The 23268-nt window shown below is 59.0% G+C and carries 24 protein-coding genes; 12 read left to right on the forward strand and 12 right to left on the reverse strand.

Annotated features, from left to right (window positions below):
• Positions 1-3 precede the first annotated feature (3 nt).
• The gene (locus K0H47_RS02850) at positions 4-1509 is read left to right on the forward strand and encodes a cytosine permease (protein WP_177026433.1); all 1506 of its coding nucleotides are present in this window, start codon (positions 4-6) and stop codon (positions 1507-1509) included.
• A 111-nt stretch (positions 1510-1620) separates the two neighbouring features.
• A complete protein-coding gene (locus tag K0H47_RS02855; RefSeq protein ID WP_063032460.1) occupies positions 1621-3003 on the forward strand; it encodes a sodium:solute symporter in 1383 nt (460 codons plus the stop codon).
• Positions 3004-3064: 61 nt separating this feature from the next.
• On the opposite strand, the gene K0H47_RS02860 is transcribed toward K0H47_RS02855, so the two are convergent.
• From K0H47_RS02860 to K0H47_RS02865, 3 genes are all read right to left on the reverse strand, one after another.
• Positions 3065-5164 carry an FAD-dependent oxidoreductase gene (locus K0H47_RS02860; protein ID WP_219271896.1) on the reverse strand — a complete coding sequence of 700 codons (2100 nt, stop codon included), beginning with the start codon at positions 5162-5164 and terminating at the stop codon, positions 3065-3067.
• A 450-nt stretch (positions 5165-5614) separates the two neighbouring features.
• Positions 5615-5737, reverse strand: a complete 123-nt coding sequence (locus K0H47_RS30975) for a PA1414 family protein (RefSeq protein ID WP_003210728.1) — start codon at positions 5735-5737, stop codon at positions 5615-5617.
• A gap of 137 nt (positions 5738-5874) precedes the next feature.
• Positions 5875-6768 carry a LysR family transcriptional regulator gene (locus tag K0H47_RS02865; RefSeq protein ID WP_219271897.1) on the reverse strand — a complete coding sequence of 298 codons (894 nt, stop codon included), beginning with the start codon at positions 6766-6768 and terminating at the stop codon, positions 5875-5877.
• A gap of 104 nt (positions 6769-6872) precedes the next feature.
• On the opposite strand from K0H47_RS02865, the gene K0H47_RS02870 reads away from it, so the two are divergent.
• Entirely contained in the window at positions 6873-8081 is a 1209-nt protein-coding gene (locus tag K0H47_RS02870) for an MFS transporter (RefSeq protein WP_219271899.1), read from the forward strand.
• Here K0H47_RS02870 and K0H47_RS02875 read toward each other — a convergent pair.
• From K0H47_RS02875 to K0H47_RS02885, 3 genes are all read right to left on the reverse strand, one after another.
• A complete protein-coding gene (locus tag K0H47_RS02875) occupies positions 7993-9435 on the reverse strand; it encodes an NCS1 family nucleobase:cation symporter-1 (RefSeq protein ID WP_219271900.1) in 1443 nt (480 codons plus the stop codon). The two genes, K0H47_RS02870 and K0H47_RS02875, sit on opposite strands and share 89 nt — an antisense overlap.
• A gap of 221 nt (positions 9436-9656) precedes the next feature.
• Positions 9657-10064 carry a DUF2177 family protein gene (locus K0H47_RS02880; protein WP_219271902.1) on the reverse strand — a complete coding sequence of 136 codons (408 nt, stop codon included), beginning with the start codon at positions 10062-10064 and terminating at the stop codon, positions 9657-9659.
• Positions 10065-10118: 54 nt separating this feature from the next.
• Positions 10119-10955 (reverse strand): S1 RNA-binding domain-containing protein, encoded by an 837-nt coding sequence (locus K0H47_RS02885; RefSeq protein WP_017479141.1) that lies wholly within the window; start codon positions 10953-10955, stop codon positions 10119-10121.
• Between the two features lie 324 nt (positions 10956-11279).
• Here K0H47_RS02885 and K0H47_RS02890 point away from each other — a divergent pair, with 324 nt between their 5' ends.
• The 3 genes from K0H47_RS02890 to K0H47_RS02900 all read left to right on the forward strand — a co-directional run bounded on the left by K0H47_RS02890 (position 11280) and on the right by K0H47_RS02900 (position 13325).
• On the forward strand, positions 11280-11459 hold the full coding sequence (locus tag K0H47_RS02890) for a hypothetical protein (RefSeq protein WP_003210722.1): 180 nt from the start codon (positions 11280-11282) through the stop codon (positions 11457-11459).
• A gap of 207 nt (positions 11460-11666) precedes the next feature.
• Positions 11667-12392, forward strand: coding sequence for a TorF family putative porin (locus K0H47_RS02895; protein ID WP_201142828.1), 726 nt, complete (start codon positions 11667-11669; stop codon positions 12390-12392).
• 66 nt (positions 12393-12458) lie between these two features.
• Entirely contained in the window at positions 12459-13325 is an 867-nt protein-coding gene (locus tag K0H47_RS02900) for a DUF6279 family lipoprotein (RefSeq protein WP_219271904.1), read from the forward strand.
• A 3-nt stretch (positions 13326-13328) separates the two neighbouring features.
• Here K0H47_RS02900 and K0H47_RS02905 read toward each other — a convergent pair whose 3' ends face one another.
• On the reverse strand, positions 13329-13718 hold the full coding sequence (locus tag K0H47_RS02905; protein ID WP_063032476.1) for a hypothetical protein: 390 nt from the start codon (positions 13716-13718) through the stop codon (positions 13329-13331).
• A gap of 154 nt (positions 13719-13872) precedes the next feature.
• Here K0H47_RS02905 and K0H47_RS02910 point away from each other — a divergent pair, with 154 nt between their 5' ends.
• On the forward strand, positions 13873-14148 hold the full coding sequence (locus tag K0H47_RS02910) for a hypothetical protein (protein ID WP_219271906.1): 276 nt from the start codon (positions 13873-13875) through the stop codon (positions 14146-14148).
• A 46-nt stretch (positions 14149-14194) separates the two neighbouring features.
• Here K0H47_RS02910 and K0H47_RS02915 read toward each other — a convergent pair whose 3' ends face one another.
• On the reverse strand, positions 14195-15541 hold the full coding sequence (locus tag K0H47_RS02915) for a DEAD/DEAH box helicase (RefSeq protein WP_063034035.1): 1347 nt from the start codon (positions 15539-15541) through the stop codon (positions 14195-14197).
• Between the two features lie 193 nt (positions 15542-15734).
• Here K0H47_RS02915 and K0H47_RS02920 point away from each other — a divergent pair, with 193 nt between their 5' ends.
• Positions 15735-17033 (forward strand): mechanosensitive ion channel family protein, encoded by a 1299-nt coding sequence (locus K0H47_RS02920; RefSeq protein ID WP_063032480.1) that lies wholly within the window; start codon positions 15735-15737, stop codon positions 17031-17033.
• 51 nt (positions 17034-17084) lie between these two features.
• On the opposite strand, the gene K0H47_RS02925 is transcribed toward K0H47_RS02920, so the two are convergent.
• Positions 17085-17729, reverse strand: a complete 645-nt coding sequence (locus tag K0H47_RS02925) for a hydrolase (RefSeq protein WP_063032481.1) — start codon at positions 17727-17729, stop codon at positions 17085-17087.
• 153 nt (positions 17730-17882) lie between these two features.
• Here K0H47_RS02925 and K0H47_RS02930 point away from each other — a divergent pair, with 153 nt between their 5' ends.
• Positions 17883-18788 (forward strand): LysR family transcriptional regulator, encoded by a 906-nt coding sequence (locus tag K0H47_RS02930; RefSeq protein WP_218263643.1) that lies wholly within the window; start codon positions 17883-17885, stop codon positions 18786-18788.
• Here the strand turns inward: K0H47_RS02930 and K0H47_RS02935 are convergent.
• From K0H47_RS02935 to K0H47_RS02945, 3 genes are all read right to left on the reverse strand, one after another.
• The gene (locus K0H47_RS02935) at positions 18733-19614 is read right to left on the reverse strand and encodes a carboxylate/amino acid/amine transporter (protein WP_063032486.1); all 882 of its coding nucleotides are present in this window, start codon (positions 19612-19614) and stop codon (positions 18733-18735) included. The two genes, K0H47_RS02930 and K0H47_RS02935, sit on opposite strands and share 56 nt — an antisense overlap.
• Before the next feature lie 203 nt (positions 19615-19817).
• Entirely contained in the window at positions 19818-20417 is a 600-nt protein-coding gene (locus K0H47_RS02940) for an FMN-dependent NADH-azoreductase (protein WP_063032488.1), read from the reverse strand.
• 151 nt (positions 20418-20568) lie between these two features.
• Entirely contained in the window at positions 20569-20883 is a 315-nt protein-coding gene (locus K0H47_RS02945) for a hypothetical protein (protein WP_063032490.1), read from the reverse strand.
• Between the two features lie 49 nt (positions 20884-20932).
• Here K0H47_RS02945 and K0H47_RS02950 point away from each other — a divergent pair, with 49 nt between their 5' ends.
• Genes K0H47_RS02950 through K0H47_RS02960 form a run of 3 tightly spaced genes read left to right on the forward strand, consistent with a single transcriptional unit; the run spans position 20933 to position 23240 of the window.
• Positions 20933-21856 carry a LysR family transcriptional regulator gene (locus K0H47_RS02950; protein WP_003210710.1) on the forward strand — a complete coding sequence of 308 codons (924 nt, stop codon included), beginning with the start codon at positions 20933-20935 and terminating at the stop codon, positions 21854-21856.
• Between the two features lie 13 nt (positions 21857-21869).
• Positions 21870-22673, forward strand: a complete 804-nt coding sequence (locus tag K0H47_RS02955; RefSeq protein WP_219271908.1) for an alpha/beta fold hydrolase — start codon at positions 21870-21872, stop codon at positions 22671-22673.
• 3 nt (positions 22674-22676) lie between these two features.
• A complete protein-coding gene (locus K0H47_RS02960) occupies positions 22677-23240 on the forward strand; it encodes a peptidylprolyl isomerase (RefSeq protein ID WP_063032494.1) in 564 nt (187 codons plus the stop codon).
• The last annotated feature ends 28 nt before the right edge of the window (positions 23241-23268 follow it).

A 23268-nucleotide genomic window follows, 5' to 3' on the forward strand; every position in this document is an offset into this window, starting at 1 on the left:
ATCATGAATAATAAAAACAACGAAAACAGTATTCGCAACATAGAAACCAACGGCGTCGAACAGATCCCGGACCACGAACGTACCGCCGGGCCGAAGGATTTGTTTCGCCTGATTTTCGGCGGTGCCAACACCTTCGCCACTGCGGTGCTGGGGAGCTTTCCGGTGCTGTTTGGCCTGTCGTTCCAGGCCGGCGTCTGGGCGATTGTGCTGGGCGTGCTGGTGGGTGCGGTGATCCTCGCGCCCATGGGCCTGTTCGGCCCGCTCAATGGCACCAACAATGCCGTGTCTTCCGGTGCGCACTTTGGCGTGCACGGGCGGATTGTCGGCTCGTTCCTGTCGCTGCTGACCGCTATCGCGTTCTTCTCACTGTCGGTGTGGAGTTCAGGCGATGCGCTGGTGGGCGGTGCGAAACGTCTGGTGGGCTTGCCGGAAACCGACCTGACCCTGGGCCTGGCCTACGGCGTGTTCGCCATTCTGGTACTGACGGTGTGCATCTACGGCTTTCGCTTCATGCTGTGGGTCAACCGCATTGCAGTATGGGCGGCGAGCCTGCTGTTCCTGCTGGGCATCTTCGCCTTCGCCCCCGCTTTCGACAGCCACTTCGCCGGCACCGTTGCCCTCGGCCAGACCGGTTTCTGGGCGGCGTTTATCGGTGCGGCACTGGTGGCCATGAGCAACCCGATTTCCTTCGGCGCATTCCTCGGTGACTGGTCGCGCTACATCCCGCGGGAAACCTCGAAGATGCGGATCATGCTGGCGGTGGTGTTCGCGCAGATCGCGACGTTGATCCCGTTCCTGTTCGGCCTGGCCACCGCGACCATCGTGGCGGTCAAGGCACCGGACTACATCGCGGCCAACAACTACGTCGGCGGCCTGCTGGCGGTAGCACCCAGCTGGTTTTTCCTGCCGGTGTGCCTGATCGCGGTGATCGGCGGCATGTCCACCGGCACCACCTCGCTGTATGGCACCGGGCTGGACATGTCCAGCGTGTTCCCGCGCCTGCTGTCCCGGGTCAAGGCGACGCTGCTGATCGGGGTGATGTCGATTGCCTTCATCTTTATCGGACGTTTCGCCGCCAACCTGGTGCAGAGCGTATCGACCTTCGCCGTGCTGATCATCACCTGCACCACGCCGTGGATGGTGATGATGATCATCGGCCTGATCGTGCGCCGGGGCTATTACTGCCCGGACGACCTGCAAGTGTTCACCCGCGGTGAAACCGGCGGGCGCTACTGGTTCAGCCACGGCTGGAATTGGCGCGGCCTGGGGGCCTGGATCCCGAGTGCACTGGTGGGCCTGTGCTTCGTCAACCTGCCGGGACAGTTTGTCGGGCCGCTGGGCAACCTCGCCGACGGCATCGACATCAGCTTGCCGGTGACGCTTGGCCTTGCCTCGCTGGTGTACCTGACGTTGCTTCGCGTGTTCCCTGAACCCGCTTCCGTTTACGGGCCGACTGTGGCGAGGGAGCTTGCTCCCGTTCGACTGCGCAGCAGTCGCGAGGCCGCCTGATGAATTGCCTGGAATGGATTGGGGCTGCTGCGCAGCCCAACGGGAGCAAGCTCCCTCGCCACATTGCGCCCCTTAGCCCCACATAAAAAAGATAATCGGAGACCCGCCGTCATGGCTTTAGATCTATTCGTCGTCCTCATCTACGCCGCCGGCATGCTGGTGCTCGGCTACTACGGCATGCGCCGCGCCAAGACCCATGAAGATTACCTGGTGGCCGGCCGCAACCTCGGCCCGACGCTGTACATGGGTACCATGGCCGCCACGGTGTTGGGCGGTGCGTCCACCGTCGGCACCGTACGCTTGGGCTATGTCCATGGCATTTCCGGTTTCTGGCTATGCGCCGCGCTGGGTGCCGGGATCATTGCGCTGAACCTGTTCCTGGCCAAGCCGCTGCTGAAGCTGAAAATCTTCACCGTGACCCAGGTCCTGGAAAAACGCTACAACCCCATGGCCCGCCAGGCCAGCGCAGTGATCATGCTGGCCTACGCGCTGATGATCGGCGTGACCTCGATCCTCGCCATAGGCACCGTGCTGCAAGTGCTGTTCGACCTGCCGTTCTGGATTTCGGTATTGGTGGGCGGTGGTGTGGTGGTGGTGTACTCGACCATCGGCGGCATGTGGTCGCTGACCCTGACCGACATCGTGCAGTTCGTGATCAAGACCGTCGGCCTGATGTTTATCCTGCTGCCAATCTGCCTGTACCGCGTCGGCGGCTGGGATGAATTGGTGGCCAAGCTGCCCGCGTCGAATTTCAGCTTCACTGAAATCGGCTGGGACACCATCATCACCTACTTCATGATCTACTTCTTCGGCATCCTGATCGGCCAGGACATCTGGCAACGGGTGTTCACCGCCCGTGACGAAAAGGTCGCCAAGTACGCAGGTACATTCGCCGGTTTCTACTGCATCCTTTACGGCCTGGCCTGTGCGCTGATCGGCATGGCCGCCCATGTACTGATCCCGGACCTGGACAACGTCAACAACGCGTTTGCCGCCATCGTCAAAGTCTCGTTGCCGGACGGTATCCGCGGCCTGGTGATCGCCGCCGCACTGGCCGCGATGATGTCCACCGCCAGTGCCGGCTTGCTCGCCGCGTCCACCGTATTGACCGAAGACCTGCTGCCGCGCCTGCGGGGCGGTAAACAGTCGAGCCTGAAGATCAACCGCCTGTTTACCTTGCTGACCGGTATCGCCGTACTGGGTATCGCACTGGTGGTGAGCGATGTGATCAGCGCGCTGACCCTGGCTTACAACCTGTTGGTGGGCGGTATGTTGATTCCGCTGATCGGCGCGATTTTCTGGAAACGTGCGACGACGTCCGGAGCGATCACCTCCATGACCCTGGGCTTTGTGACCGCACTGGTGTTCATGATTAAGGATGGGTTGGATGCCAACACGCCGATCTACTACAGCCTGGGTGTGGGTCTTGTGAGTTTTGTGGTGGTGAGCTTGCTGTCGCGTCGTCCGGAGGCCGTAGCCGCTCGGGCGATCTGAAAAAACATTTGAAAGAAGCTTTCTTCAGCGGGTGCGACGTCGGATGTCGCACCCGTTTTTTTTATTCCCACATTGCCGAAACCGCCGGCGCTCTTGCCTGGATGACGGCCTGCACCAAAGAGGCCCAAACCAATCCCTGGGTTGTACCTGCGGCGTAAGTTGCCCCCGCCACAATTCGGTTGTAGGCGGACCAATGGACGATTGAAAGTCCATCTGCGGTGCCGGGCCTGGCACATTCGATAAGCTGCAAGTCGCCACGTTCGATCGCCCTGGCGTAGGACTGTGGAAAGTGCCGAGAAACAGCAGCCAGGCACGCCGCCCGTATCTGCTCCTTGTACTGCGGCGTCGAATCGGGCGGAACCTGCCCGCCTGAGACAAGAATGCAGTCCCCGTCCAACCGGCAATTCATGACGCCGATTGGCAGATCGTACTGCAGCTTGAGTCCGCGCATTTCGACACCTTCATTACCAACGGCGCGAAGCTTGAAAAACCAGCCAATAATCGCAACTACCTCCGGCTCCTCTACCCCCATGGCGGTGACGACGAAGTGCTCTCTACTCAGGTCAGCAATTTGGATCGGGCTTAGGCGCTGGGGCATGAACTGGACCCCGGAGCCCTGCAAAAGCGACGCCATCTCCTCCATAAGATGGCTGAACTCCAGATCGTAGCCCGACACCTCAATCGCCCGACAGACCCCAGGGACGCCATACGTTGCCTGGAATTGCAGTTGACCGATCTCTGCAAGTTCACGTCCCGGCTTGCCACTCGGCCAAGGCCTGTTTTCGATATCGCGTTGCTCGCTGATCGCGGCCTCTACGCCACTGGCGCCGTCTACATAGGCGCGCACAATCCGCGACCGCGCGAATCGCGCCAACGACGGGTTGTCGGCCAGGAGCTTTTCAAACAGCTCGATGCCTGCTCGATTGCACTCAACGGCCAAGTACTGATTTCCGGGAGTCAGATAATCGTTATGCAGCGGCTTTGCAGTCGTCTCCGTTGCTGACAGATGACGCATGTTCACCTGCTTGTGACTGGCGCCATCGCGCTCCTGATTTCCTCCGTAAACCATGACCTGATAATTCGCCAGGCGGAACGTCACAGCCTGGAGCAGGCCGTTGATACCTCTGCCGATGATCGACACGCGCGGCGCACCGGCATCGGCCTGCTGAGAGGGGATCGTCAATGAGTGTGCAAGCTTGCGCCTGACAAGGCCGCGCAAGGCCATCAAGCTCAGTTGCACAGAGACCGCATAGTCGAGGTCGCAATGGCAGGCTTCGGTGGTGGCCGCCTGTGTCGTCAGCGTCGCCGGCTTGCGCCACGTGGAGACACAGCAGCCGAGCGCTTGTGCGCGCATCCGAAACGCATCCAATGTCCGGGGGCCGTAGTCCAATACCAGCTGGATGTCTTCAGCCATTGCCAGGGTCTGCAAAGCATCATCGCTAAAGACATCCGGCTTGGAGACACAGACCAGGCGAGCTTGTCTGTGCAGACGTTGAATGAGGGTCCGATCAATGCGATGCGCGGATTCATCATTCAAGGACACGCATATGGCGACCGCATAGGCACCCTCCAGCGCGTCGAGCCAGTTAGCGGCAAATGAGACTCTACAATCGGAAGAGGCTTTCCCGATATTGCCCGCTACTCCATCACGTCGATCCAACACCTTGATCCGAACACCCGGATCTTGATCAAGTAGTAACTTAACAAGCTCTTTCCCTACATTGCCGTATCCCAGCACACAGATATCACGGGGCATGGAGCCATCCGCCAGTGTCAACCAGTGCGCAATATAGGCGGCGACATGCGGCGCGTTAATGCCTGGTGTATTGATTACTTGAATATCGTTGGACTCGCAAAGATCAAGACGCACCTTATCCAGACTCGCACCACGACGGACCAAGTGGAGGTTTCCAAATGGATGAGATATACGCCATTGGCCGATGACGTCGGCATCGATAACTTGGTCCGCGATAATGATCGTTGATGGTCGCAGAAGTCCAATCTGTATAAGCAGAGCTTGCTTGGTTAATGTCGGAGGGAAAAACACTACGTTGCTGGGTGCGTCAGCCTTCCAGCCTCTCGACGCAGGTGCGATATGCAAAATATTTTCGGTAGTGGCGATAAGTGAAGCGGCGACTGGCGGAACGGAAGAGAACATCATAGTTTTGTCTCCAACAATTCTGACTGACTCATGCCCCGGAGATCGGAATTCAATAAAGTTGGGAGTTTGTAGAACTACAAACGATACAAATCTTTTCGTGATGAAACTCAACCTACGCTTATCTTTAGAATCCAATAAGCCAGTCAACTCTGATAAACAGGTAGTCCACTTCCGACGCTTAACACCGAGGTCTGATTGACGCTTACAAGTTCGGACGACTTATCCGTATCACCGTGGCGTGATTAAACAAAATCCTTGAAGGGTTCTTGAAGGGTTTCTGAAAGCAGGCGCTTTTGAGAAACTCACCAACCCCCAGAAACGAAAACGTCCGGCCAAGGCCAGACGAAGAATAGAAGTACACAGGGACAGGTCATGATCAATCATGACTTCAATACGTGGGAAGACCACCTGACCGCGCCCAAACAAACGTGCTTGAGCGCTTTCCAGGACTTACCTGCGACGTGGGCGACGCTGCTCGTCATCGGTGCGGATTGGCACCGGTTGCAGCGGTGGCTCGATCAAGCCGAGTGCGACGCCGAGGTCGTGCAGCCAGTTTTGCAGTTTCTCTTTCATGGTGCCCCCTTGGGGTAATGCCGAGCGGCTGGAATTCTGTGGCCGCTTCCTACAGATAGTAGTCTTAAGTCCTACGTATTGCTTGAACGAAACCACAACGAACTATTACTGAATTGATCAAAATCCTGACGGATCGTTCAAGCGATCGCTCTGGTTTCGGTTTCCGGTAGCACCTTGCCCTCGTGTTGCAGATCAATCCACGCATTGAGGTTAGCGCCGAGCATGCCCTTGCGCCACATTAACCAAGTGGTGGCGCTGGCAAATGGCTCCGCCAACGGATGAATGGACACGCTGTCCTTGCCCGGCAAGCTGTCGAGCATCGATTCCGACATCAGCGCCACCCCGGATCCGGCGATCACACAGGCCAGCATGCCCTGGTAGGACTCGATCTCGATAGCCCGGCCCATAGCCACGCGGTCGTGGGAAAACCAGGCTTCCAGGCGCGCCCGGTAGGAGCAACTGCGTCGGAAAGTGAACACCGAGCGGCCGGCAACATCCTGCGGCCCACGCACGGGCGGGTGATCCGCCTCGCAGATCAGCAGCAGGCGCTCTTCGCACAGCGGCACGCCATCGAGGGTGGCGAGGGTCAACGGCCCGTCCACCAGCGCGGCGTCCAGGCGCCCGGTGATCAATCCTTCCAGCAGTTCACCACTGGGGGCCGACTGCACCTGCAGGTTCACCATCGGATAGGCCTTGTGGTAACGCGCCAGCAGCTTGGGCAAATGAATCGCCGCCGTGCTGTACATACTGCCGAGCACAAAGTCGCCGGCCGGTTGCCCGCCCTGCACCGCGCCATGGGCTTCGTCATGCAGGGCCAGCAGGCGCGCGCTGTAGTCCAGCAATACTTTGCCTGCGGGAGAAAGCTGCAAACGCTGACGCTCGCGCACGAACAGTTCGACGCCGAGCTGTTCTTCCATTTGTTTAAGCCGGGTCGACAAGTTGGACGGCACCCGGTGCAAACGCTCGGCGGCACGGGTGATGGAGCCCTCCTCGGCCACGGCCTGGAAAATCCGCAATTGACTAAACTCCATCACCTTTCTCCAAAACTGAACAAGTTACTCACTATTATTCATTTTTACAGAAAGTCAATCCGCTTTAGCCTGATGGTCACTCGCTGCTCCCAGGAAAAAACATCATGTCACCGCTGATCCGCTTACTAGCCAGCTTTATCGCCTTGATGATGGCCATGGGCATTGGCCGCTTCGCACTCACCCCGCAAATGCCGCATTTGCTCAGCGAAGGCCAGATCGACCTGACCGGCGCTGGCCTGATTGCGGCGGCCAACTACCTGGGCTATTTCGTCGGCGCGGTGGATTCGATATTCGCCCGCAGCCATCACCATGTACGCGGACGTTTGTACGGTGGGCTGTGGTTATGTGTGCTGCTGACCCTAGCGTCGTACTGGGCCCATGGGTTCTGGCCGCATCTGCTGTTGCGCTTCGGTACCGGCGTGGCGAGCGCCTGGGCGTTGGTGATGATCACTAGCCTCAGCCAGCCACTGGCCATTGCCGCCGGGCGCCCACGCTTGGGTGCACTGGTATTTGCCGGGCCGGGGCTGGGGATTCTGTTGACCGGGCTGCTGGCGCTGGGCTCCAACCTGCTGGGGCAAGATTCTGCGACCTTGTGGCTGGTGTATGGCGTGGTCGCGCTGGTCATGCTGCTGGCAATCCTGCCGTTCCTGCCCAAGCCTTCCGCCACCAGCTCCCCCGTTGCCAGCCACACCGACGTGGCCAGCAACGGCAGCATCACTCACCTGTGCTGGATCTACGTGTTGTATGGCCTTGGCTACATCATCCCGGCGACGTTCCTGTCACAGATGGCCAGCGCGCAATTCAAAGGCGCCTGGCAGGCGGACCTGTTCTGGCCCTGCTTTGGCCTGGCTGCTGCGATTGGCGTGGTGGTCGCGAGCTTGCGCCGCAAGGACCCGCACACCACCCGTCGCTGGCTGATGACCACCCTTTGGCTGCAAGCGGCCGGGGTGTTTGCCTGCCTGCTGGGCAACGGTTGGGGCCTGGCGCTGGGAGTGTTGCTGTGCGGCGGGCCATTCCTGGCGTGCATGCAACTGGTGATGGCGCGCTTGCGTGAGGTCGCCCCCCACGGCTACCAGCGCAGCACCGGGTTGCTGACCGCCAGCTTTGCAATCGGCCAATTGAGCGGGCCGTTGCTGGCGTCGGTGAGCAGCCACCTCAGCGGTGGCCTGCAACCGGCGCTGGTGGTCGCCGGCGCCGGATTGCTAGTGGCCGGATCGGTACTGGTCAGCCGGCAATCATCGGCACAGGCGCGCGAACCTGTTCACGCCGCGCCAGCACCAGGAAAAACAGCCCACCCAGGAAGCAGCCGGTAAACCAGGCGAAGTTGGCCATGCCCTGTAGCGCCGGGGTAAAGGTGATCGCGACGCCCACCAGCGTCGCGGGCACCAGTGCCTTGACCGCCGTCCAGTTTACGCCGCCGTCAAAGTAGTAGCGTCCGCTCGGGCTGTCATCGAACAGCGCATCCACGTCGATCTTCTGTTTTTTGATCAGGTAGAAATCCACCAGCAGAATCCCGAACAACGGCCCGATAAACGCGGCAAGGATGTCGAGGGTGTAGTGGATCATCAACGGGTTGTTGAACAGGTTCCATGGAGTGATGAAGATCGACGCCACCGCCGCAATCATTCCACCGGCACGCCAGCTGATTTTGCTCGGTGCCACGTTGGCAAAATCAAAGGCCGGCGAGACGAAGTTGGCCACGATGTTGATGCCGATGGTCGCGGTAACGAAGGCGAACGCCCCCAGCAGCACGGCCATGTCATTGTCGATGCGCGAAACGGTAGCGATTGGGTCGTGGAGCATTTCACCAAACACCGGCAAGGTGCCCGAGACGATCACCACGGTGACCAAGGAGAACGCCAGGAAATTTACCGGAAGGCCCCAGAAGTTGCCGCGACGTACGTCCTTCATCGTCCGGCAGTAGCGGCTGAAATCACCGAAATTCAGGGTTGGCCCGGAGAAGTACGACACCACCAAGGCGGTCGCCACGATGATTTGGCCAAACGCTTGCCAGCCTGACAGGGACTTTTCCGCCAGGGTGAAATTGATATTCGCCCAGCCCGCCTTCCAGACTATCCAGCCGGCCAGGGCAAACATCACCGCATAGACGATGGGCCCCGCCCAGTCGATAAAACGACGGATGGATTCCATGCCGGCCCAGAACACCAGCGCCTGGAGCGTCCACAGGCTGAGAAAACCAAACCAGCCCAAGTACGACAGACCGGCAAAATGCGGCTCTGCGTATGCCGCCATCTGTGGGAAAAAGCGCAGCACCACAATGATCAGTGCGCTGGACGCCAGGTACGTCTGGATCCCGTACCAGGCCACCGCGATCAAGCCGCGAATCACTGCCGGGATGTTCGCCCCAAAAACCCCAAAGGCCAGCCGGCAGATCACCGGGTAAGGCACCGCCGCCTGTTGGCTCGGCTTGGCCACCAGATTGGCGATCAATTGCACAATGCAAATCCCGGCGAGCAAGCCAATCAACACTTGCCAACTGGCCAGCCCCAGGGCGAAGAGGCTGGCGGCGAATACGTAGCCGCCGACGCTGTGCACGTCGCTCATCCAGAAGGCGAAGATGTTGTACCAGTTCCATTTTTGCGGCAGCGGCCCCAGGTCCTGGTTGTACAGGCGCGGGCTGTAGCCTTTGGGTAATTGTTCGGTCATCGCAGGGCTCCTCGTAAATACCGGCCTGCCACCCGCGACGGGAGTGCGTACGGGAGGCGGCATCGTTTGTATACGAGTTGATGAGCAGAATGCGTGCCAATGAATTAAAACTCGGCACAATCCCTCTGAAACAACGGTCTTCAGAAGGTTACACAATGGAGCAGGGATGATTAGACGCTGCAGGCTCGCTCAGGAATGGTGCAGACCAATCCTGTACACAATCAATTGCGCACCCTGCGTGCACATTGATAGCCGACGGTGCAGCAAACGGCGCTGAGGAAGGTACCCCACGCAATATCCATGATGGCTAGCCCGGCGGACCAGCCCTGCAAAGTCGCCCAATTGCTCAGATCATAAGTGCCATAAGCCACCAACCCCAGGAATGCGCCCAGCCGCGCGGCACGCTGCCAGCCGCCGCTCGCCAAAGCCGGAAGGACGACAAACACCACACAACCGAATACGTAGAGGAGATAGAACGCCGCGGCCGGGAACAGGCGCGGCTGGTCGAGCATCAGTGGGCCGAGCAGCGCTTTGTAGGTCGGCCCCATCAGGACGCCGAGCCAAAGACCGTCGAGGATCAGAAAAGCAAGCAAGGTGCCGATGTAGGCGAAGAGTGTTTTCCTGGACATCCTGGCGGGCCTTTTGTAGGAGCGAACGTGCTCCTACAAAAGAGCAAACCCGGATCAGCTTAGTTCAATGCGATCCGCATGGATCACGATGTGACCCTGTTTGTAGAGGGCACCGATGGCCTTCTTGAAGTTGCCTTTGCTGACACCGAACAAACTGCTGATCACTGCCGGATCGCTTTTATCGCTGACCGGCAAGGTGCCGTTGTTGTCACGCAGCTTGGCGAGGATCTTCGAGTTCAGGCTGGAGGCCGCTTCTTCACCGACCGGCTGCAGGCTCAGGCTGATATTGCCATCGGCGCGGATTTCCTTGATGAAGCCTTTCTCTTCCTTGCCCGGGCGCAGGAACTTGAACACTTCGTTCTTGTGGATCAGGCCCCAGTGCTTGTTGTTGATAATGGCCTTGAAGCCCATGTCGGTGGCCTCGGCCACCAACAAATCAACTTCCTGGCCGACCTTGTAGGTGGCCGGGGTCTTGTCCAGGTAGCGGTCAAGGCGCGCAGTGGCGGTGATGCGCTTGGTGTGTTTGTCGAGGTAGACATGCACCACGCAATATTCACCCGCGGTCAGCTGGCGCTTTTCTTCGGAGTAAGGCAGCAGCAAATCCTTCGGCAGGCCCCAATCGAGGAATACACCGATGCTGTTGACTTCAACCACTTTCAGACTGGCAAATTCACCCACCTGTACTTTTGGTTTTTCGGTGGTCGCGATAAGTTTGTCATCGCTGTCCAGATAAATGAAAACGTTGAGCCAGTCTTCATCTTCACTGGGAATATCTTTGGGGATATAACGGTTGGGCAAGAGGATTTCGCCCTCTTGATCACCATCCAGGTACAAACCAAAGTTAGTGTGTTTAACCACTTGCAAGCTGTTGTAGCGCCCGACTAAAGCCATCTCAAATACCCTCATTGCGTGGGCGGCATTCTACCCGAGTTGACGGCGGCGGTCCCGTGTAGCGGCGTACAGCCCTGAAAAATCATGGGTTTGCCGGACGGCGCTCCGCTCGTCAGATCATCAGCCTGAATTCTGCAGGCGCCCCGGGCATGTTTTCTTGCTCGGTTTCGATTTAAAACAGCAAGTTAGGTGACTATTTCAATCATTCATTGCAGACAATTCATAAGCCCGCCGTATATTTCAGGGGGATATTTGCCAAGCAATTGTCAAGCATTTCATGTACGATACATGGCCAAGTTAATTTTCTACAGGTTAGTGGCCGCCATGCGCGTAAAAGCATCCAACAGCAAAGCAAAGCCAGCTCCCGCCGTTGAAACCAGCGAATCGATCAACAGCCAAATCGCTGCATTCCTCAAGCAGGGCGGCGAAATCCAGCAGATTGCCAAAGGCGTAAGCGGCCAGACTTTCGGCCCGTCCAAGCAGATCACCCTGGGTAAAAAGTAATACTGGCGCATCACACCTGGTCCCTAAGCGCTTTGCCTTTCAAGGCGCTAGGACTAGAGCCCGCAACACCCTCTGATCCACCCCCTTTTACACCAATCGACGAACGGGCTTCATCTGCGAACCATCGCCGGTATGCTTGCACACGTCTAGATCGGGCATTTGCCTGATTTTTCCCGTTACTGCTCCTCGCTTTTCATGGAGTGAAGCATGCTCAAATCCTGCATTTTCCTGGCCGGTGCCCTGTTGGCCTGCCCCCTTGCCGAAGCGCAGGTTTTCCAGCGTGAATTGGGTGATTTCGACCTGAAATTGGGCACGACACCCAGCCGAAGCATGGCCCAAGGCCTGGTAAAACCCACCGCACCCGGGAGCGACTCGTTCCACGGCGGTCTGGACCTGAGCCACGGCAGCGGCCTGTACCTCGGCCAATTCTCACCGAGTATGGGGATTTCCCCTACCAGCAATCTGGAAGTCGATTCCTACCTGGGCTTCAAGCGCCCTTTTGACCAGACCCTGGGCTACGAACTGGGGATGATTCACTACAGCTATCCCAAGCTGAGCCCCCTCGACAGCCAGGAGTTCTACGGCGGCCTGACCGTGCTGGGCAACCGCTTCGGCGCCTCCTTCAGCAACGACCCGGACCGCCAGGACAGCACCTTGTTTGCCGACCTCGGCGGCACCAAGCCTTTTGGCATCGGCGTCAGCATGAAGTACACCACCCACCAACTGGGCACTCCGGTCTCAGTCGCCGATGGCAGCTCCATCCGCAGTTTCAGCGATTGGTCAGTGCAATTCTCCCGGCCGTGGATGGGCGTCGACCTGAACCTGATCTACAGCGACTCCAGCCTCAGCGGCGGCGATTGCTCAGCCTACTCCGGACACAACTCGCAATGCGACGGACTATTGACCCTGAAAGCAGAGCGGGCGTTTTATTGATGGGCTGAACTGTCGCTGCACTGACGGGTTCAGATGCAATACTCTCGTCTGCGCAAGGACTCGCTCATGCTGCGCCGGTTAAAACTTCTGGTGATGTTGCTGACCCTCAGCCTGGTACTCGCCGGCTGCAATCGGGTAGGCCTGGCCTATCGCAATCTGGATGTGATCATCCCCTGGACCCTCAGCGACTACCTGGAGATGAATGCCGGGCAGAAGAGCAGGTTCAACGACAAACTCAAGGAACACCTGGCTTGGCATTGCACCACTCAATTGCCGGGCTACCTGGACTGGCTCGACCGCCTGCAACAGATGGTCGACAACAACCAGGTGACCGACGCAGCCCTGCAAACCCGGACTACCGAGGCCAAGCAAGCCATTGCCGAAAGCGCCCGGGCGATCACGCCGTCCGCCGTCGAGCTATTGCAGGGGCTGGACGACCAGCAAGTACAGGATATGGAGCAGGCATTCGCCAAGGACCTGCGCAAGCGTCAGGACGAATACCTGAAACCGCCCCTCGAGCAGCAGATCAAGGAGCGCGCCGAGCGTATGAACAAGCGCCTCGATGCGTGGCTCGGGCCGTTAAGCGTCAGCCAGCAGAATCGCGTCACCGCCTGGTCGATCGCCTTGGGTGAGCAGAACCAACAATGGATTGGCAACCGCGCCCACTGGCAAACGCTATTTATCGCAGCGGTCAAAGACCGCCATAGCAGCGATTTCCCACAGAAGATCGAGCAACTGCTGGTGGACCGCGAAAGCCTGTGGACCCCGGAGTACCGCCAGGCCTACGCCCAGACCGAAACCGCAGCCCGTAGTTTGATCGTCGACCTGATGGCGCAAAGCACCGTACAGCAACGCCAGAAGCTCACGCAGAAGATCGACAAGGTGCGCAGCGACTTCAAGGCCCTTAAATGCCTAAAGGCTGGCACCCCGTAGACATCAGGCAATCTGTGCTTTCGACGACACTTCGTCAAACGTCGCCGGATCCAGCGCATCCGCCTGCTCGTCCAGCACCTGCCGCGGGTGATTATCGCCGGGGATGCTGCTGTCGATCAGGCTCAGCAGCTGAGAGCCGCGCAGGGTCAATTTGAAATTCTCACCATTGCCGCACTCTTCCTCTGACCTCGACTCAATAAAGCCGTGCTTGAACAATAACGCCTCGTAATCCGCTGCGAGCTTTTTAAACTCATCGAGATTACCGATGTGCTCTCCGGCAGCAGCCCTTCTAGTCGCTTCCTCTTCGGCATATTTGCGCGGGGCGAAGTTGGCGCCACCGTTCTGTACCTCATGCAGCAATCGTTCGATCAAATCCCAATCGTAAGTCGTCATCCTGATTCCTCCTGAAGGCACACGAAATAGGCCCTTCAAAGGTGTGACATGCCGGACCCATCGTCCGTTCAGCCTAGCGGACAGGCGCGATTTCGCTGAACTTTTAAGCGTTCGCAACCCTCAACCGAACATCATCGCCATGGAGGTCCGAATCATGAAAACCCTGCTGAATATGGCCGTCGCGGCCACGCTGCTCGCCGCCCTGCCCGCCTGGGCCTGCACGCTGGAAGAAGCCACCGCCAAGCGTGAACAACTGGCCAAGGAGGTGACCAAGCTCACCCAACAGAACCCGGAGAAGGCCAAGGAGATCAACGAAGAGCTGCAGAACATGAAGCTGGAAACCGCCAGCGCAGACCTGCCCGACAAGTGCCAACTGATCGAACAGCGCCTCAAGGAAATGGACGAGGCCGCTGCAAAAGCCAAAAACTGAGGCGAAAAAAAACCGGACATTGTCCGGTTTTTTTATGGCTCAAGCCTTACTCGGCAGCCGGTGCTTCCGGCTTGCGGCGCTTCAGAGGCGCCATGCCATCCTTGCTGACCAACGACAGGTTGTCGGTCTTTGGACGGTTGGCAATCTTGCGTTTGGTCGGCGACTTGGCACCGGCCTTCTTCTTGTCGCCCTTGGCGTCGACCTTTTTCTTCTTCACGCCAACAGCCTTGCCCGACGCCTTGACCTTCTTCGGCCCGCCGTAGGTGCCTTTGACTTCCTTGATGGTGCGGCGCTCGAACGACTGCTTCAAGTAGCGCTCGATGCTCGACATCAGGTTCCAGTCGCCATGGCAGATCAGCGAGATCGCCAGGCCATCGTTGCCAGCACGCCCGGTACGACCGATACGGTGTACGTATTCGTCGCCGCTGCGGGGCATGTCGAAGTTGATCACCATGTCCAGGCCATCCACGTCCAGGCCGCGGGCGGCAACGTCGGTGGCCACCAGGATCTTCACGCCGCCTTGCTTGAGGCGGTCGATGGCCAGCTTGCGGTCCTTCTGGTCTTTTTCACCGTGCAGGACGAACGCCTTGTACTCCTGAGCCACCAGGCGACCGTATATACGGTCGGCCATGGCCCGGGTGTTGGTGAACACGATGGCCTTCTGATAGGTCTCGTTGGCCAGCAACCAGTTGAGGATCTGCTCTTTGTGCACGTTGTGGTCAGCGGTGATGATCTGCTGACGGGTGGTCGAGTTCAGGTCGCTGACATTGTTGACCTGCAAGTGCTCAGGGTTGTTCAGGACCTTGGCAACCATGTCACGCAGGGTCGAACCACCGGTGGTGGCCGAGAACAGCATGGTCTGCTGGCGGTTCACGCACTCTTGCACCAGGCGCTGCACGTCGTCGGCAAAGCCCATGTCGAGCATGCGGTCGGCTTCGTCGAGCACCAGGACTTCAACTTCCTTGAGGTCCAGGTTGCCGGCGTTCAGTTGTTCGATCATCCGGCCCGGGGTGCCGATCAGGATGTCCGGCACCTTGCGCAGCATGGCAGCCTGGACCTTGAAGTCTTCACCGCCGGTGATCAGGCCGGACTTGATGAAGGTGAACTGCGAGAAGCGCTCCACTTCCTTCAAGGTCTGCTGGGCCAGTTCGCGGGTCGGCAGCAGGATCAGGGTCTTGATGCTGACACGGACTTTCGCCGGGCCGATCAGACGGTTAAGAATCGGCAGGACGAAAGCGGCGGTCTTGCCACTCCCGGTTTGAGCCGTCACCCGCAGGTCACGCCCTTCGAGCGCGAGCGGGATGGCCGCTGCTTGCACAGGCGTTGGCTCGACAAATTTAAGCTCGGCCACGGCTTTGAGCAGGCGTTCGTGCAGGGCGAATTGGGAAAACACGGGTGCTACCTCGAAGAAATACAAAAAAACAGCTGCATAGGGTAACGGTTTCGGGCGCTCAGGCCGAGTTTCTTTACGCGAACTGCGTTAATCAGCCGCTTTTTTGTCAGAGAATTTGTCCACAACGACAACTTTGACTTGCTTAAATGCTCTAATCGCCCCGTCACGTCCTACAGAAGAATCGCGTTTACCCATGGATATCAAACAGCTCTGGCTCAACGTCAAAGACCTTTGGGGCACCCTCGACGAACATCCGCTGCTGCACTCCAGCCTGGCGCTGGTGGTGTTGCTGGTGGTGGCATTGCTGCTCGGACGAGTGGCTCGGTACCTCATCCTGCACGCCGTCAAGTTGCTGGGCCGGCAACCCGCGCTGCACTGGCTCAACGACCTGCGGCACAACAAAGTCTTCCACCGCCTGGCGCAGATGACGCCGTCGCTGGTGATCCAGTTCGGCCTGTACCTGGTGCCGGACTTGAGCAAGACCGCCACCCTGTTCATCGGCAATGTCGCCCTGGCGTTCACCATTCTGTTCATGGTGCTGGCGATCAGTGCACTGCTCAACGCCCTGCTGGATATCTACGCCCGCACCGAACACGCCCGCACCCGCTCGATCAAGGGCTACGTGCAGTTGGCGAAAATGGTGCTGTTCGTGTTTGGCGCCATCATCATCGTCGCCACCTTGATCGACCGCTCGCCGCTCTTGCTGCTTTCCGGTTTGGGTGCGATGTCGGCAGTGATCCTGTTGGTCTACAAGGACACCCTGCTGTCGTTCGTCGCCAGCGTGCAGTTGACCAGCAACGACATGCTGCGGGTCGGCGACTGGATCGAAATGCCCCAGGTCGGCGCGGACGGTGACGTGGTGGACATCACCCTGCACACCGTGAAGGTGCAGAACTTCGACAAGACCATCGTCTCGATTCCCACCTGGCGCCTGATGTCCGAGTCGTTCAAGAACTGGCGCGGCATGCAGGCTTCCGGTGGCCGGCGAATCAAGCGCAGCCTGTACATCGATGCCAGCGGCGTGCGTTTCATCCGCGACGACGAAGAGCTGAGGCTTTCCCAGGTACACCTGCTGACCGACTACATGAGCCGCAAGAAGGCCGAGCTCAAGGCCTGGAACGAAGCCCAGGGAAATGTCGCCGCGATGTCGGCCAACCGTCGGCGCATGACCAATATCGGCACCTTCCGCGCGTATGCCTTGGCCTATTTGAAAAGCCATCCGGAAATCCAGCCGAACATGACCTGCATGGTGCGGCAGATGCAGACCACGGCCCAGGGCATTCCGCTGGAGATCTACTGCTTCACCCGCACCACCGCATGGGCTGACTACGAGCGGATCCAAGGCGATATCTTCGATTACCTGCTGGCAGTACTGCCGGAGTTTGGCTTGAGCCTGTACCAGCAGCCGAGTGGCGGTGACTTGCGGGCGGGGATGTTGCCGGCGGTGCTGGGGGCCAGTCACCTGCCCCCGGCGGAAAAGGCAGTGATGTAACAACAAAAAACGGCACAACCTGCGTTGTGCCGTTTTTTTTTGCGTTCAGCCTTACTTGACCTGACGCTGCGGCGCACCGTGCACCATGGTGTAGGCGTAATCCACGCCCATGCCGTAAGCACCGCTGTGCTCCAGGACCAGGCCCATCACCGCGTCGTAAGTCTCTTTGTGAGCCCAGTCACGCTGGTACTCCAGCAGCACTTGCTGCCAGGTGACCGGTACCGCGCCGGCCTGAATCATCCGCTGCACCGACATGTCGTGCGCTTCTTTGCTGGTGCCGCCGGAGGCATCGGTGACGATGTACACCTCGTAGCCTTCGGCCAGGGCTTCCAGGGCCGGGAAGTTCAGGCAAACCTCGGTCCACAGGGCCGCCATGATCAGCTTCTTGCGGCCGGTGGCCTTCACCGCGGCCACCAGTGCCTTGTCTTCCCAGGAGTTCATCGAAGTGCGCTCGATCGGCTGCTGGTCCGGGAACACGTTCAACAGCTCCGGCCAGATGTAGCCGCTGAAGCTCTTGGTCTCAACCGAGGTCAGGATGGTCGGCACGTTGAAGATCTTGGCGGCCTTGGCCAGCGCCACCGTGTTGTTCTTCAGGGTCTGGCGATCGATCGACTGCACGCCAAAGGCCATCTGTGGCTGGTGGTCGATCAAGATCAGGGTGGAGTTGGTTGGGTTGAGCAATTCGCGAATAGACATGGTGACTTCCTTTTAATGTTTTCGATTCGGTAAGGGGTGCGTTCAGCGCCGCTTTGAAGCTTTGCTGGCGGCTTGGAAGTAACTTTACGGGCTGGATAAAATCGAGACAATTACCTAAAATTGAGAATCATTGATTCTAAAAAAGGGACAATCATGGATCGCATTGAATGCATGCGCGCGTTTGTCGTCACCGTCGGCGAGAACGGCTTTGCGGCCGCCGCGCGCGCCATGGACGTACCGCGCTCAAAAGTCAGCAAACAGATTCAGGCTCTGGAAGAAGCCATAGGCGTGCAACTGCTTCAGCGCACCACCCGCAGCCTGCATTTGACAGAGGCCGGGGCCGAGTATTTTGAAGCGGCACGTGAAGTACTGGCCGCCCTGGATGAGGCCGAACAGAGAGCCAGAGACGGCATAGGGGAGCTACGGGGAGTGTTGCGGGTCAATGCGCCGATGTCGTTCGGGCTGCACCGCCTGGGAAGATTGATTCCGCTGTTCCATGAACAGCATCCGCATATCGAGCTGCAACTGGTGCTCAGCGACCAGCAGGTGGACCCGGTACGCGGCGGGTTCGATGTGACCATCCGTATCGCCAGCATGCCAGACTCAACGATGATCGCTCGCCAACTGGCGCCGGCACCACGAATCATGGTGGCAGCGCCAGCCTACCTGGCACGCGCGGGCACACCGCAAACCCCGCAAGACCTGCGCCAGCACCAATGCCTCAATTATGGCTATCTGCAAAGCGGCGTCAGCCTGCAACTGAGCAAGGGCCAGGAAACCCAGCGGGTCAACGTTACCGGCCCTCTACACGCCAACAATGGCGACCTGCTGGCCCAGGCGGCAGAAGCCGGGATGGGCATCGCCCTGTTGCCGGACTTTATCGTCGAAGACGCCCTGAACGCCGGACGCCTGGTGCCGGTGCTCTGCGAATGGCAGGCGCCGGCAATCACCATCAACGCGGTTTACTCGTCAGCGCGACGCGTGCCGCAAAAGACCCGCACGTTCATTGATTTTTTGGTGACGCAGTTGGCGCCGACGACCGCAGGCCCAACCGGCTGATCCACACCGCCGCCAGGATCACCGAGCCACCCAGGAACAGCCTGCCGAGCGGCTCATGCTGATTCCAGATCAGCAAGTTCAGCAACAACCCCACCGGCACATGCAGGTTATTCATCACCGCCAATGTGCCGCCATTGACCATGCACGCGCCCTTGTTCCACCAGTACATGCCCAGTGCCGTACTGACCAGCCCGAGGAACACCAAAACGCCCCATTGCAACGGTGCTTCCGGCAGGAAATTGGCCTTGCCGAACATCAGGAACGCCGGCAATGCCACCGCCAACGCGCCGAGGTAGAAGTAACCAAAGCGCCGATAGTGCGGTAGATCGCTCGGATGGCGGGCCACCAAGTGCTTATAAAGCACCTGCCCGGCAGCGTAGGTGAAGTTCGCCAGTTGCAGCAGCAGGAAGCCCACGAAGAAGTTCGGGGTGATCTGGTCAAAGCGGATCACCGCCGCTCCCGTCACCGCTACCAATGCGGCCACCAGCGCCCACGGATTGAAGCGGCGGTTCAGGGCGTCTTCGATCAGGGTCACGTGCAACGGCGTGAGGATGGTGAACAGCAACACCTCCGGCACCGTCAGTACTCTGAAGCTCAAATACAGACATACGTAAGTCACGCCAAACTGCAGCGCGCCGATCAACAGCATGCCGCGCATGAACGCCGGTTCTACCGAGCGCCAGCGGGTCAGTGGGATAAACACCAGCCCGGCCAACAGCACGCGCACCAGCACCGCAAAGTAACTGTCGACGTGACCGGCCAGGTATTCGCCGATCAAGCTGAAGGAAAACGCCTGGATCAGCGTCACAACAAGTAGATAGCCCATGCTCGCCTCATTTTGAATGGGCGCGACATTAGCGGTTTTCGGGGCTTTACGAAACTCAAGGCAAAAAAAACCCGACCTCGCTAAAAGCGTCAGTCGGGCGGGAGCACTCAGGAGCAAAAAGTGCAAAGGGAGGTTCGATACGCGTACTTGAAGGGTTGCGTGGAGCTATCTAAACAGCGGGCGATTATCTGACGATTAACATCTCACGCCACTTGGGCGAGCAGTGCCTTGGCCTGGTTCACGCCCTTTTCCTGGAAGTCACCGCCCAGGTTCACCCCTTCGGCGTGAATGAACGTGACGTCGTGGATGCCGATAAAGCCCATGACCTGACGCAGGTACGGTTCCTGGTGGTCGGTGCTGCCGCCGGCATGAATGCCGCCGCGGGCGGTCAGTACAAAGGCGCGCTTGTCGGTCAGCAGGCCCTGGGGGCCGGTGGCGGTGTACTTGAAGGTCACACCGGCACGCAGCACATGGTCCAGCCAGGCCTTTAGAGTGCTGGGAATCGCGAAGTTGTACATCGGTGCGGCCATCACCAACACATCGGCGGCCAGCAGCTCATCGGTCAGTTCGTTGGAGCGATCCAGGGAAGCCTGTTCGATCGTGCTGCGCTGTTCGGCAGGTTTCATCCAGCCACCCAGCAGGTTGGCGTCCAGGTGCGGCACGGGGTTGATGGCGAGGTCACGTACGGTGATCTGATCAGCCGGGTGAGCGACTTTCCATTGACTGATGAATTGTTGGGTCAGTTGGCGGGAGATTGAGTCCTGCTGACGGGCGCTGCTTTCGATGATCAGAACACGGGCCATGATTATGTAAGCTCCATCGGTGAATGCTGTAAGGCGATGGAGTGAAGGTTAATCAGAGCCCGTTCGATTAAAAAGCGTAAAAAATTGCTATAACCCATCTAGAAATTTGTTTATAAGCGGAGTATTGCTGTAGGCGTCCTCCGCTTTTGCCTTATTTCGGTGCGCAGGTCAGTTGGATACGCATCTTGATAATGGCACGGCTGAAATTGACCGTGGTGTTGGTAGTTTTCCCTGCTGCGACCGTGACCTTGCGGGTACGCGGCGCTTCCGGACCATTGGTAAAGCGTACCTTGCACTCCGCGTCATTGGGGCCGTAGTTGGTGAGTTGGATCGAACTGATGTTGCTGTCGACGTCCGACGCGCTGTAATCGATCTTCACGCCCTGAATGTCTTTCGTCACATCGGTACTGAATGCAAACGCACTCAACGGCAGCAGCGTCAGCAGCACACAACAGAATTTTCTCATTCGGCAGTCTCCAATAAGGACCGCCAGCTTAGGACAAGAGGAGCTCATCTTGAAAGCGCCCCGCGTTACCCTTGATCAATGGCGCACCCTGCAAGCCGTGGTCGACCATGGCGGCTTCGCCCAGGCGGCCGAAGCGCTGCACCGCTCGCAATCCTCGGTGAGCTACACCGTGGCCCGTATGCAGGACCAACTCGGCGTGCCGCTGCTGCGCATCGACGGGCGCAAGGCGGTGCTCACCGAAGCGGGTGAAGTGCTGCTGCGCCGCTCCCGGCAACTGGTGAAAAACGCCAGCCAGCTTGAAGACCTGGCCCACCATATGGAACAAGGCTGGGAGGCCGAGGTGCGGCTGGTGGTCGACGCGGCCTACCCCAACGCCCGCCTGGTGCGCGCCCTCACCGCCTTTATGCCGCAAAGCCGTGGCTGTCGGGTACGCCTGCGCGAGGAGGTGTTGTCCGGTGTCGAGGAACTGTTGATGGACGGCATGGCCGACCTCGCCATCAGCGGGTTCATCATTCCGGGTTACCTGGGGACGGAAATGAGCGACGTCGAATTTGTCGCCGTGGCCCACCCCGAACACCCGCTGCACCAACTGCACCGCGAACTGAGCTTCCAGGACCTGGAAAGCCATATGCAGGTGGTGATCCGCGACTCCGGCCGCCAGCAGCCACGGGACGTCGGCTGGCTCGGCGCCGAGCAACGCTGGACCGTCGGCAGCCTGCCCACCGCAGCGACCTTTGTCAGCAGCGGCCTGGGCTTCGCCTGGTTGCCCCGGCACCTGATCGAACGCGAACTCAAGGAAGGCCTGCTCAAGCTACTCCCCCTGGAACGAGGTGGCAGCCGCAACCCGACCTTCTATCTTTACTCGAACAAGGACAAACCCCTGGGCCCGGCCACGCAGATTCTTGTCGAGTTGCTGCGCACCTTCGACACTGCCCCACTGGACGCGCCGTTCGCCGCACCGCAGCAAGCCTGAACAAGGAGTTCCCATGGCCTATTTCGAACATGAAGGTTGCACCCTGCATTACGAGGAATATGGCCATGGCGCTCCGCTGATCCTGATCCACGGCCTGGGCTCCAGTTGCCTAGATTGGGAGCTGCAAGTGCCGGTACTGTCACAGCACTACTGGTTGATCGTGGTGGATGTGCGTGGTCACGGACGCTCCGACAAACCCCGGGAGCGCTACAGCATCGCCGGCTTCACCGCCGACCTGGTGGCCTTGATCGAACACCTGCAACTGCCCCCGGCCCACGTGGTCGGCTTGTCCATGGGTGGCATGATTGCCTTTCAACTGGCGGTGGATGAACCGCAAATGCTCAAGAGCCTGTGCATCGTCAACAGTGCGCCTCAGGTCAAGGTTCGCACGGCCGGCGATTACTGGCAGTGGGCCAAGCGCTGGAGCCTGGCACGCGCCCTAAGCCTGAGCACCATCGGCAAAGCCCTGGGCAACATGCTGTTTCCCAAGCCCGAACAAGCCGAACTGCGGCGCAAGATGGCTGAACGCTGGGCAAAAAACGACAAACGTGCTTACCTCGCCAGCTTCGATGCAATTGTTGGCTGGGGCGTACAGGAACAACTTTCGAAAATCTCCTGTCCAACCCTGGTCATCAGCGCCGACCACGACTACACCCCCGTGGCGCAGAAAGAAATCTATGTAAAACTGCTGCCCGATGCGCGGCTGGTGGTGATCGAAGATTCACGCCATGCCACGCCGCTGGATCAACCCGAACACTTCAATAACACCCTGCTCGATTTTCTCAAGACAGTCGAAACCACAACCCAGGATCACTGACCCATGCTGAAAAAAATCGCCTTCTTTGCCGGTTCCGTACTGTTCGCTGCCAACCTGATGGCGGCCGAACCCGCCAAGGCACCTCACGTCTTGATCACCACCACCAATGGCGACATTGAAATCGAACTGGACCCGGTCAAGGCCCCGATCAGTACCAAGAACTTCCTGGCCTATGTCGACAAAGGCTTCTACACCAACACCATTTTTCACCGGGTAATCCCGGGGTTCATGGTGCAGGGCGGTGGGTTCACGTCGCAAATGTCGCAAAAGCCGACCGAAGCACCGATCAAGAACGAAGCCAGCAACGGCCTGCATAACGTGCGCGGCACCCTGTCGATGGCGCGTACCAACGACCCGAACTCCGCCACCAGCCAATTCTTCATCAACGTTGCAGACAATGCCTTCCTCGACCCGGGCCGTGATGCGGGTTACGCGGTATTTGCCAAAGTGGTCAAGGGCATGGACGTGGTCGACATCATCGTCAACTCGCAAACCACCACCAAACAGGGCATGCAGAACGTGCCAATCGATCCTGTCCTGATCAAGTCGGCCAAGCGCATCGACTGAAGGCTACAGGGAGTTTCGCGCGGTGCCC

It is taken from the genome of Pseudomonas sp. Xaverov 83 (genome assembly GCF_019352905.1).
Taxonomy (GTDB): Bacteria; Pseudomonadota; Gammaproteobacteria; order Pseudomonadales; family Pseudomonadaceae; genus Aquipseudomonas; species Aquipseudomonas yamanorum.

Coding starts and splice junctions, on each gene's coding strand:
- K0H47_RS02905 (WP_063032476.1), bottom strand. CDS start 13,718: ATGACGACTTACGATTGGGATTTGATCGAACGATTGCTGCATGAGGTA.
- K0H47_RS02960 (WP_063032494.1), top strand. CDS start 22,677: ATGCTGAAAAAAATCGCCTTCTTTGCCGGTTCCGTACTGTTCGCTGCC.
- K0H47_RS02890 (WP_003210722.1), top strand. CDS start 11,280: ATGCGCGTAAAAGCATCCAACAGCAAAGCAAAGCCAGCTCCCGCCGTT.
- K0H47_RS02865 (WP_219271897.1), bottom strand. CDS start 6,768: ATGGAGTTTAGTCAATTGCGGATTTTCCAGGCCGTGGCCGAGGAGGGC.
- K0H47_RS02895 (WP_201142828.1), top strand. CDS start 11,667: ATGCTCAAATCCTGCATTTTCCTGGCCGGTGCCCTGTTGGCCTGCCCC.
- K0H47_RS02920 (WP_063032480.1), top strand. CDS start 15,735: ATGGATATCAAACAGCTCTGGCTCAACGTCAAAGACCTTTGGGGCACC.
- K0H47_RS02955 (WP_219271908.1), top strand. CDS start 21,870: ATGGCCTATTTCGAACATGAAGGTTGCACCCTGCATTACGAGGAATAT.
- K0H47_RS02945 (WP_063032490.1), bottom strand. CDS start 20,883: ATGAGAAAATTCTGTTGTGTGCTGCTGACGCTGCTGCCGTTGAGTGCG.
- K0H47_RS02860 (WP_219271896.1), bottom strand. CDS start 5,164: ATGATGTTCTCTTCCGTTCCGCCAGTCGCCGCTTCACTTATCGCCACT.
- K0H47_RS02910 (WP_219271906.1), top strand. CDS start 13,873: ATGAAAACCCTGCTGAATATGGCCGTCGCGGCCACGCTGCTCGCCGCC.
- K0H47_RS02940 (WP_063032488.1), bottom strand. CDS start 20,417: ATGGCCCGTGTTCTGATCATCGAAAGCAGCGCCCGTCAGCAGGACTCA.
- K0H47_RS02900 (WP_219271904.1), top strand. CDS start 12,459: ATGCTGCGCCGGTTAAAACTTCTGGTGATGTTGCTGACCCTCAGCCTG.
- K0H47_RS02870 (WP_219271899.1), top strand. CDS start 6,873: ATGTCACCGCTGATCCGCTTACTAGCCAGCTTTATCGCCTTGATGATG.
- K0H47_RS02930 (WP_218263643.1), top strand. CDS start 17,883: ATGGATCGCATTGAATGCATGCGCGCGTTTGTCGTCACCGTCGGCGAG.
- K0H47_RS02885 (WP_017479141.1), bottom strand. CDS start 10,955: ATGGCTTTAGTCGGGCGCTACAACAGCTTGCAAGTGGTTAAACACACT.
- K0H47_RS02935 (WP_063032486.1), bottom strand. CDS start 19,614: ATGGGCTATCTACTTGTTGTGACGCTGATCCAGGCGTTTTCCTTCAGC.
- K0H47_RS02850 (WP_177026433.1), top strand. CDS start 4: ATGAATAATAAAAACAACGAAAACAGTATTCGCAACATAGAAACCAAC.
- K0H47_RS02880 (WP_219271902.1), bottom strand. CDS start 10,064: ATGTCCAGGAAAACACTCTTCGCCTACATCGGCACCTTGCTTGCTTTT.
- K0H47_RS02925 (WP_063032481.1), bottom strand. CDS start 17,729: ATGTCTATTCGCGAATTGCTCAACCCAACCAACTCCACCCTGATCTTG.
- K0H47_RS02875 (WP_219271900.1), bottom strand. CDS start 9,435: ATGACCGAACAATTACCCAAAGGCTACAGCCCGCGCCTGTACAACCAG.
- K0H47_RS30975 (WP_003210728.1), bottom strand. CDS start 5,737: ATGAAAGAGAAACTGCAAAACTGGCTGCACGACCTCGGCGTCGCACTC.
- K0H47_RS02855 (WP_063032460.1), top strand. CDS start 1,621: ATGGCTTTAGATCTATTCGTCGTCCTCATCTACGCCGCCGGCATGCTG.